This window comes from Leuconostoc fallax, from assembly GCF_004354645.1.
GTDB classification, from domain to species: domain Bacteria; phylum Bacillota; class Bacilli; order Lactobacillales; family Lactobacillaceae; genus Leuconostoc_B; species Leuconostoc_B fallax.
Genome location: NZ_PUFI01000009.1, coordinates 173355 through 181819 on the forward strand (window position 1 = coordinate 173355; position 8465 = coordinate 181819).

An 8465-nucleotide genomic window follows, 5' to 3' on the forward strand; every position below is an offset into this window, starting at 1 on the left:
ACTCTTTGTAAAAGAGTGCTAAATTATTCATATAACCATTTAAAGTAGCGTGATATAATTAAGTAGGAGGTGATGAAGTATGGCAGATTATCTAAGTTTACTTAACCAAGTGCGTTCTGGTGAATTAACATCCTTTGAAGTGACACCTGAAGTATTTTCAGATTTTCAAAAAGCATGGGCTTCATTTGATTATCAAAGTGCGATTCGAGGTGTGGCGCATCAAAATGGGCACATTACGTATGAAAAAGCCTAATTTGCTATTCGCAGAAGGTTAAATATCATTTTATTGTAACCGGTTTCAAAACAATAGTGGTTATATCGGCATTTTGAAGCCATCACCCCGCTGTATCAATGATTTGCGCATAAATTCACTTGCTATTTTGTAAGCGCTTTGATACACTGTTTTCAGAAGTTGTTTTACAACAAAAAAAGGAGAATTAAAATCATGGCACAATCAAAAGACTTTCACATTATCGCAGAAACAGGTATCCACGCACGTCCAGCTACATTGCTAGTACAAGCTGCATCAAAGTTCGTTTCTGACGTTACATTGTCATACCAAGGTAAGGACGTTAACTTGAAGTCAATTATGGGTGTGATGTCACTTGGTGTTGGTCAAGGTTCTGACGTTACAATCAAAACAGAAGGCGAAGACGAAGAAGCTGCAATGACTGCTATCGTTGAAGCAATGAGCTCAGAAGGACTCGCAAAGTAATTATGACAAAAAAGTTTAGTGGTATTGCAGCAAGTAACGGTATTGCAATTGCCAAGGCTTATTTACTGGTAGATCCAGATTTATCTTTTGACAATGTCGCAATTAATGATGTTACAGCGGAACAAGCACGTTTTGATCAAGCTATTGCTGCTTCTAGTGAAGATGTAACTGCAATTAAAGAGAAGGCTGCTAAAAGTTTGGGCGATGCTGAAGCTCAAGTCTTTGAAGCACATTTGATGGTCCTGGCTGATCCGGAAATGTCTGGCGCCATTAAGCAAAAAATTGCTGATGACAAGATTAATGCTGAACAAGCATTGAAGGAAGTCACGGACAATTATATTTCAATGTTTGAGGCAATGACAGATAATGCTTATATGCAAGAACGTGCAGCTGATGTGCGTGATGTAACTAAGCGTATTTTGTCTCATTTATTAAATGTAAACTTACCTAATCCTGCATTAATTAATCAACCAGTTGTGTTGATTGCTAAGGATTTAACACCGTCTGATACTGCACAATTAGATCGTCAGTTTGTACAAGGTATTTTGACTGATTTAGGTGGGCGAACAGCGCACGCTTCAATTATGGCTAGGACGCTTGAGATTCCAGCCATTGTTGGTTCTGATGTTGCTACATCAGAAGTTTGTGAAGGTGATATGGTGATTGTTAACGGTTTGACTGGAGACGTTATTGTGAATCCTGATGACCAGACATTGGCTGATTACCAACAAAAGGCAGCGGATTATGAAGCACAGCGTGCAGAGTGGTCTAAGTTAAAAGATGAACCATCTGTTTCGGCTGATGGACAACATTTCGTTGTTGGTGCTAACATTGGTGCCCCTAAAGACATGGATGCCGTATTAGAAAACGGTGCCGAAGGTATCGGTTTATATCGAACTGAATTCTTGTACATGGAATCAGATCACTTACCAACTGAAGATGAACAATTCGAAGCTTACAAAACAGTAGTCGAGAAAATGGCTGGTAAGCCAGTTACTGTGCGTACTATGGATATTGGTGGCGATAAACATCTTGATTATTGGACATTGCCGCAAGAGGAAAATCCATTCTTAGGCTATCGTGCAATTCGTATTTCTTTGGATCAAGATGAAATATTTAGAACACAATTGCGTGCTTTGATTCGTGCTTCAGTTTATGGTGAATTGTGGATTATGTTCCCAATGATTGCAACTTTAGCTGAATTTAGGGCTGCTCGCCAAATCTATTTGGAAGAACGCCAAAAGCTTGAATCACAAGGTACTCAAGTTGGTGATATCAAATTAGGTATCATGGTAGAAATTCCTGCTGCGGCAATGTTAGCTGATAAGTTTGCTAAGGAAGTGGATTTCTTCTCAATTGGTACGAATGACTTGATTGGTTATACAATGGCGGCTGATCGTGGTAATGATCGTGTATCATACCTTTACCAGCCTTATAATCCTTCAATTCTACGTTTGATTAACCAAGTTATCCAAGCTGCTCACCAAGAAGGCAAGTTTGTAGCTATGTGTGGTGAGATGGCGGGCGATCCAATTGCTGTACCGTTACTATTGGGTATGGGATTAGATGAATTCTCAATGAGTGCACCATCTATACTGCAAACGCGCTCACTCATGAAGACGCTAGACACTAAGGCGATGGCAACACTTGCTCAAAAGGCTTTGGATCTTGAAACAAACGATGAAGTTGTGGCTTTAGTTAAGAACGCAGTGCATTAATTTAAATTTTTGGAAAACACCGGTGAGGTGTTTTTTATTATCTATAAATACTTGATGGCTTGTTAAGTTTAGTGAAACGAGAGTTGTTTGCATTAAATTTAAAATGTTATACTAGGAGTATTGTATTTAAATTTCAGTGGGGATTTAACGCGCAAATGGGGATTAAAAAAACTAAATTTAGTATAGGTAGCTGGAGGAAACGATGAATATCGGTTTATTTACAGATACGTATTTTCCACAAGTTAGTGGGGTAGCAACCTCAATTAAAACGTTGAAGGAATCATTGGAAGCGCAAGGACATCAGGTGTATATTTTCACTTCAACTGATCCTAAAGTTTCTAAAAACAAATTCGAACCGCATATTTATCGTTTTTCAAGCGTGCCATATGTCGGATTTAAAGATAGAAGATTGGCTTTTCGTGGCTTGATACAGGCTGTGGAAATTGCAAAATCTGTGAAGTTAGATATTGTCCATACACAGACAGAATTTTCTCTTGGTTTACTGGGTAAATTTGTTGCACGACAATTAAAAATACCGGCGGTTCACACGTATCATACAATGTATGAAGATTATACGCATTATGTTGCTAAAGGTTTGCTTATTGGGGCAAATGGTGTCGGCGTTTTAATGAAAGCTTACATGAAAAGTATTGATAGTGTGATTGCACCGTCCGATTTAGTAAGAGATACGTTATTAAAATATGGTGTTACAGCACCAATCACCGTTATTCCAACAGGCGTCGCTTTGCCAAAACGGCAAGAGGATAACCAGAATTTACGTGAAACTTATGGTTTTACTGACGATAACTTAGTCATCTTGTCGTTGGGACGTTTGGCTTATGAGAAAAATATTGCTATGACAATTACGTCATTTGATAAAATTATTGCACAATATCCACAAGCACGATTGGTGATTGTTGGGGATGGCCCAGCACGAAAAGATTTGCAAGAGCAGGTTGAACATTTAGATTTGACACAATATGTCACTTTTACCGGAATGGTTGAACATGACTGTATTGCCGATTATTATGCTATGAGTGATGTTTTTGTGAGTTCTTCCAACACGGAGACACAAGGGTTAACTTTTGTTGAGGCAATGTTTGCTAATCGTCCCTTTGTTGCAATTCATTCACCATATTTAGATAATTTGGTAGATGATGTGGCAATTGGCCAGCTGGTTGACAATATTGATGATTTCACGACTGCTGTAATTTTTTATCTCAATCGACCATTTAATGAGCGAGATCAAGCACAACGTATTAAAAAAATGGCCGATGTTGATGCAGTGACATTTGGTAAGCGCGTACTTGCGTGCTATAATGCTGCTATTCATCATCATCAGCCAACGGATGGTAATGACCAATTTCCTAATGAGGAAGAAGTGGGCTATGCTAAAAAGTTATTACGTAATCCATTCAGGAGAGGGTCATGAAAGTTTTACTTTACTTTGAGAATCAGAAAATGATTGCAAAATCAGGTATTGGACGCGCGCTGTCCTTACAGAAAAAATCACTATCTTATACTGATGTTGTGGTAACAACGGATGATAAATCGACAGACTATGATGTATTACATATTAATACTTATGGTATCAAAAGCCATCGCATGGTCAAAAAAGCACACCAATTGGGTAAAAAAGTCGTCTATCACGGGCATTCAACCTATGAAGATTTCCGCAATTCATTTACCGGTTCTAATTTATTAGCGCCGTGGTATAGACGTTATTTGATTTCACTATATGGTAAGGCTGATGGACTCATTACGCCAACACCCTATTCTAAAACATTATTACAAAACTACGGTTTGACACAACCAATTACCGCCATTTCTAATGGTGTTGAATTAGCAAAATATCAATATGATACGCATAAAGTGCGCGCGTTTCGTGAGTATTTTCAACTTGGTGATAAACAAAAGGTCATTATGAGTGTCGGCCTTTTTTTTGAACGAAAAGGCATTTTTGATTTTGCTGAATTAGCAAAGCGACATCCAGAATATACATTTATCTGGTTTGGCTACACTGATTTACGATTGGTACCAAAAGATATTCGTCACCTCGTAAAAAATAACACCTATAAAAATCTGATTTTCCCAGGATATATTACAGGAGATGTACTTTTGGGTGCATTCCAAGGTGCTGATCTTTTCTTATATCCTTCGTTTGAGGAAACAGAAGGGATTGTCGTATTAGAAGCACTCGCTTCTCGGCAACATGTTCTTGTTCGTAACATTCCTGTTTACCAAAATTGGCTAGAAGAAGGTGTTAACGTATATAAGGCGGATAATGTAGATGAGTTTGATGAAAAAATGCAAAGTATTCTTAATGCGCAAGTATCTGATGTTAGAGATGCCGGTCACGCATTAGCTGTTGCACGTGATTTACCTAAAATTGGGGCACAACTCCAAAAAGTTTATGAAAAAACGCTAAAAGCATAGGAGTTAGTCATGCTTAAACGAGATAGATTATCAATTATTGTTGTGGGTTTGTTAACAGCAATTGTGGTTTACTTTTTGTGGCACGAATTAGACGGTCGTGGTCGGCAGTTGGAAGCAGCATTACGTCACTTAGATTGGCGATGGTTGGCAGCTGGAATGGTTGCGATGATCATTACCATTTTCTTAGAAGCAGGGGTTGCTTGGTCTTTACTCAATCGATCAGATCGAAAGAAAACCTCGTTAGCAGCCTTGCTACGAGTACCCTTGCTTAATCTATTGGGGACAGGATTGACACCATTTGCTACCGGAGGGCAGCCAGCCCAGCTATATGGACTGTCACGTGCTGGTGTAGAGGGTGGACGGGCAACGTCGGTTGTTTTAATGAAATTTTTAGTTTACCAAATTGTCGTTGTTCTTTTCTTTATTATTGGCTATTTCAGTGCAGATAGTTTTATATATTCACAAGTTGATCCAACATTTGCAACCTTTATTCCATTTGCAATTGCGATTCATGCAGTTGTGATTATTGGCATTGCTTTAGTCATGTTTTGGCCTGCATTAACTTTACGATTAGTGGATGTTATCAGTCCTATTTTCAAAAAAATGATGACGCGTAGGCGATACCAGCGAGTCATTGCCGCAATTAAAGTGAAAGTGAACAATTTTCATGAAGAGTCAAGGCGTGTGGTGGGGAGTTGGCAATCATTGATTAGTGCGACGGCCTTCACAATGGCACAATTAATTATCTTCTATACTATTCCTTATTTTGTCATTCGGGCTTTCGGATATGAAGATGTTAATCCTTGGTTAATTATCGCCATGCATATTATGATAGTCATGGTCATTTCTTTATTTCCAATTCCAGGTGGCGTTGGGGGCGCTGAATTAAGTTTCCAGCTCCTATTTACGCCATTTGTCAAAAATCCAGCAACATTGATATTGGTCATTTTAATTTGGCGTATCATTACTTATTACTTTGGCCTATTTGCTGGTTTAGTGGCTTATGTATGGCCAAGCCATAAAGTAGTAAAGGATACTTATGAACAAAAACGTTGAAAAAATAAGTGAACTCAATCAAATCATCAATAGGTTACGTGCCATGGTTGATGCTAAAGATGGGCATAATCAAACACGTCGGTTTGAAGCATTTGGTATTGAAGCCCTACAAGTTGAGTACAATCAAGACGCAAAAGTGTGGACGATTCATGAGCATCGTGAATCTAGGCAGTTTCAATTCGATGATATTGATTTGGTTGCGATTGAAATTTATGATGTGCTGCACGATTTTAAGTTAATATTTTAGGTGAAGACATGAAACATCTTGTGAAGTACTTTCCAACCCCAAAACAAATATGGATTAAAATAAAACAAACAATGGATACCAGTGCACCATTAGTATGGTTTTTCGTACTTAATGTGGCGTTAGTTTGGTTGAAAACATATGTGAATTACCATATGAATTTTCGATTAGGCGTAAGTGGCTCGGTTCAAAACTTTTTGCTTGTCCTTAATCCGTTGCCAACAGCTATCATTTTCTTGAGTATTGCGCTGTATTTTAAAGGTGCACTCAGCTATTGGTTAGCTGTGCTACTTAACTTTATTCAGTCGTTATGGCTGTTTGCCAATATTCTCTATTATCGTGAATTTTCTGATTTCTTATCAATGGGTATCTTAGGCTCATCAAGTTCAACGGGTAATAACTTAGGCAAATCAATCACGGCTATTATGCATTGGTCTGATTGGCTGGTCTTTGTGGATATCTTAGTTTTAGTTGTTTTGTTGCTCTTTCGACAACTGACAATTGACCGGCGTGGTGTGCAAAAGAAGTTTGCCGTTTTGACAACCCTGTTAGGGATTGTGCTGATGTTTGTTGGTTATGGTATTGCTTCTGCGGATCGTAGTGGTTTACTAACGCGATCATTTGATAATAACTATATCGTGAAATACCTGGGCTTAAATGAATATGCCGCATTTAATGCTGTGCAAACGTATAATCAAACGCAAAGTCGCAGTCATGCTAAGCCAGCGGATTTTAAAGAAATTCAGAGCTTTATTAAATCACAAAAATTACCTAATAATGTTTCTTATTTTGGTACTCAAAAGGGTAAAAATGTCTTTGTCTTTCATTTAGAATCTTTCCAACAATTCTTGATTGACTATAAAGTGAATGGCAAAGAAGTAACACCTAATCTCAATAAGTTTTATCATGACCAAAATACGTTGAGCTTTGATAATTTTTATCATCAAGTAAGCCAAGGTAAAACCTCTGACGCTGAAATTATGCAAGAAAATTCTTTGTATGGCTTGCCAACTGGTTCAGCAATGGTTAAATATGGTACAGATAACACTTTTGAAGCTTTGCCAGCCATTATGGGACAAAGAGGCTATACTACTGCGGCCTTTCATGGGGATGTTGCCAGCTTTTGGAATCGTGATAATACCTATAAGTCATGGGGATATAACTATTACTTCTCAAAAGGGTATTATTCTAATGCAGATAAGCCAAGCTACAACGTTGGTTATGGATTGAAAGATAAAATATTCCTGAGAGACTCTGCTAAATATATTGAACAGTTACCACAACCTTTTTATGCTAAGTTAGTAACAGTGACAAACCATTATCCTTATCAGTTGGATAAAGAAAACATCAATTTCCCAGCTACGAAAACGGGTGATAGTACTGTTGATGGATATGTTCAAACTGCGCATTATTTAGATGAAGCCTTTGCTGAGTTTGTGAGTTATTTGAAGAAAGCAGGGCTGTACGATAATTCAGTTTTGATGCTATACGGTGATCATTACGGTATATCTGAGAATCATCAACCAGCTATTGCGAAGCTTTTAGGTAAGGATAAACTCACCAATTATGATTTAGCACAATTCCAAAAGGTACCGTTTATGATTCATGGTAAAGACCTTAAGGGTGGTATTAATCATACATATGGTGGAGAAATCGATATGATGCCAACCTTACTGGATATTATGGGCGTACCCGATAACAATTTGACAATGTTTGGTCAAGACATGTTATCTGAAAACTATAAGGGAATTGTGCCCTTGCGAGATGGTGATTGGATTACACCAAACATGATGAAGTTCAATGGTGACTACTATAATACTAAGACTGGTCAGGCCATCACTGAGAGCGATTTTACGGATAAACAGAAGCAATATGTTAAACAAACACAAAGTTACGTGGATAAGGTCCTAAAGTACTCTGATAAGGTTGTCACGGGTGACCTTCTACGATTTGATAAACGAACGGACTTTGCTAAAGTAGATAAATCAAAAATTACTTATAAAGTGGATACTGGATTATCAAATCTAAAACGAAATCAGACAACTAATCCGTCGAGCGTATTTGCCAAGAATGGTAATAAAAGTAAGGTAAACGACTATAAAACGGATGCGCCAGAATTAACAGATGACAAGTAAGTTTAAAAGACACCCTAGGGTGTCTTTTTTAGTCGAATGATGTTAGTGATTATAGGGGTGATTCCAGATAATATCCGAACGAAATAGCGATAAAAGGGGTGTGGCGCAAGTAAAAAAGAAAAGGGGGTAAAAAGGGCGAAAAAAGGGAAAAAAGGTGTTGA

At 38.0% G+C, this 8465-nt stretch carries 8 protein-coding genes; all 8 read left to right on the forward strand.

What is annotated here, in order from left to right; translation table 11 throughout:
* Window positions 1-79: 79 nt before the first annotated feature.
* The 8 genes from C5L23_RS08500 (at window position 80) to C5L23_RS03760 (ending at window position 8304) form a co-directional block, all read left to right on the forward strand.
* On the forward strand, window positions 80-253 hold the full coding sequence (locus tag C5L23_RS08500; protein WP_010008131.1) for a hypothetical protein: 174 nt from the start codon (window positions 80-82) through the stop codon (window positions 251-253).
* A 192-nt stretch (window positions 254-445) separates the two neighbouring features.
* Window positions 446-715, forward strand: a complete 270-nt coding sequence (locus C5L23_RS03730; RefSeq protein WP_010008129.1) for a phosphocarrier protein HPr — start codon at window positions 446-448, stop codon at window positions 713-715.
* Window positions 716-717: 2 nt separating this feature from the next.
* The gene (ptsP, locus tag C5L23_RS03735) at window positions 718-2433 is read left to right on the forward strand and encodes a phosphoenolpyruvate--protein phosphotransferase (RefSeq protein WP_133264303.1); all 1716 of its coding nucleotides are present in this window, start codon (window positions 718-720) and stop codon (window positions 2431-2433) included.
* 202 nt (window positions 2434-2635) lie between these two features.
* Window positions 2636-3865, forward strand: a complete 1230-nt coding sequence (locus tag C5L23_RS03740; RefSeq protein WP_010008126.1) for a glycosyltransferase family 4 protein — start codon at window positions 2636-2638, stop codon at window positions 3863-3865.
* A complete protein-coding gene (locus C5L23_RS03745; RefSeq protein WP_133264304.1) occupies window positions 3862-4869 on the forward strand; it encodes an LTA glycolipid anchor biosynthesis glycosyltransferase, IagA/BgsA family in 1008 nt (335 codons plus the stop codon). Before C5L23_RS03740 ends, C5L23_RS03745 begins: the two co-directional genes overlap by 4 nt.
* 9 nt (window positions 4870-4878) lie before the next feature.
* Window positions 4879-5925 (forward strand): lysylphosphatidylglycerol synthase transmembrane domain-containing protein, encoded by a 1047-nt coding sequence (locus C5L23_RS03750; RefSeq protein WP_133264305.1) that lies wholly within the window; start codon window positions 4879-4881, stop codon window positions 5923-5925.
* The gene (locus C5L23_RS03755; protein ID WP_010008125.1) at window positions 5909-6172 is read left to right on the forward strand and encodes a YkuJ family protein; all 264 of its coding nucleotides are present in this window, start codon (window positions 5909-5911) and stop codon (window positions 6170-6172) included. The genes C5L23_RS03750 and C5L23_RS03755 overlap by 17 nt, the downstream gene beginning before the upstream one ends.
* Window positions 6173-6180: 8 nt before the next feature.
* Window positions 6181-8304 (forward strand): LTA synthase family protein, encoded by a 2124-nt coding sequence (locus C5L23_RS03760; protein WP_010008124.1) that lies wholly within the window; start codon window positions 6181-6183, stop codon window positions 8302-8304.
* The last annotated feature ends 161 nt before the right edge of the window (window positions 8305-8465 follow it).